The sequence below is a fragment of the Pseudomonas sp. HMSC065H01 genome, assembly GCF_001815235.1.
GTDB classification, from domain to species: domain Bacteria; phylum Pseudomonadota; class Gammaproteobacteria; order Pseudomonadales; family Pseudomonadaceae; genus Pseudomonas; species Pseudomonas aeruginosa.
Genome location: NZ_KV819934.1, coordinates 1 through 250 on the forward strand (window position 1 = coordinate 1; position 250 = coordinate 250).

Sequence of the window (250 nt, forward strand, 5' to 3'; positions counted from 1 at the left end):
ATAAAACGTAATCGCGAGTTCATGAACCCGATGCAGAAATTGCGTGCATTGGGAATAGCCGTTCCACAAATAAAACGTGACGGTATTCCCACCTGATTAATGTTTATTCCAATTCAAGAGGAGATATGACGATGCTCGATAATGCCATTCCCCAAGGTTTCGAAGACGCCGTGGAGTTGCGCAGGAAGAATCGCGAGACGGTGGTCAAGTATATGAACACCAAAGGCCAGGATCGCCTGCGCCGCCATGA

At 48.0% G+C, this 250-nt stretch carries 2 protein-coding genes; both read left to right on the forward strand.

The genetic code is table 11. The features are described 5' to 3' along the window. The coding region (locus HMPREF3014_RS34155; protein ID WP_218189029.1) for a PhzA/PhzB family protein at window positions 1–96 on the forward strand (96 nt) is incomplete at its 5' end. A 35-nt stretch (window positions 97–131) separates the two neighbouring features. After that, the coding region (locus tag HMPREF3014_RS29110) for a PhzA/PhzB family protein (protein ID WP_003123758.1) at window positions 132–250 on the forward strand (119 nt) is incomplete at its 3' end.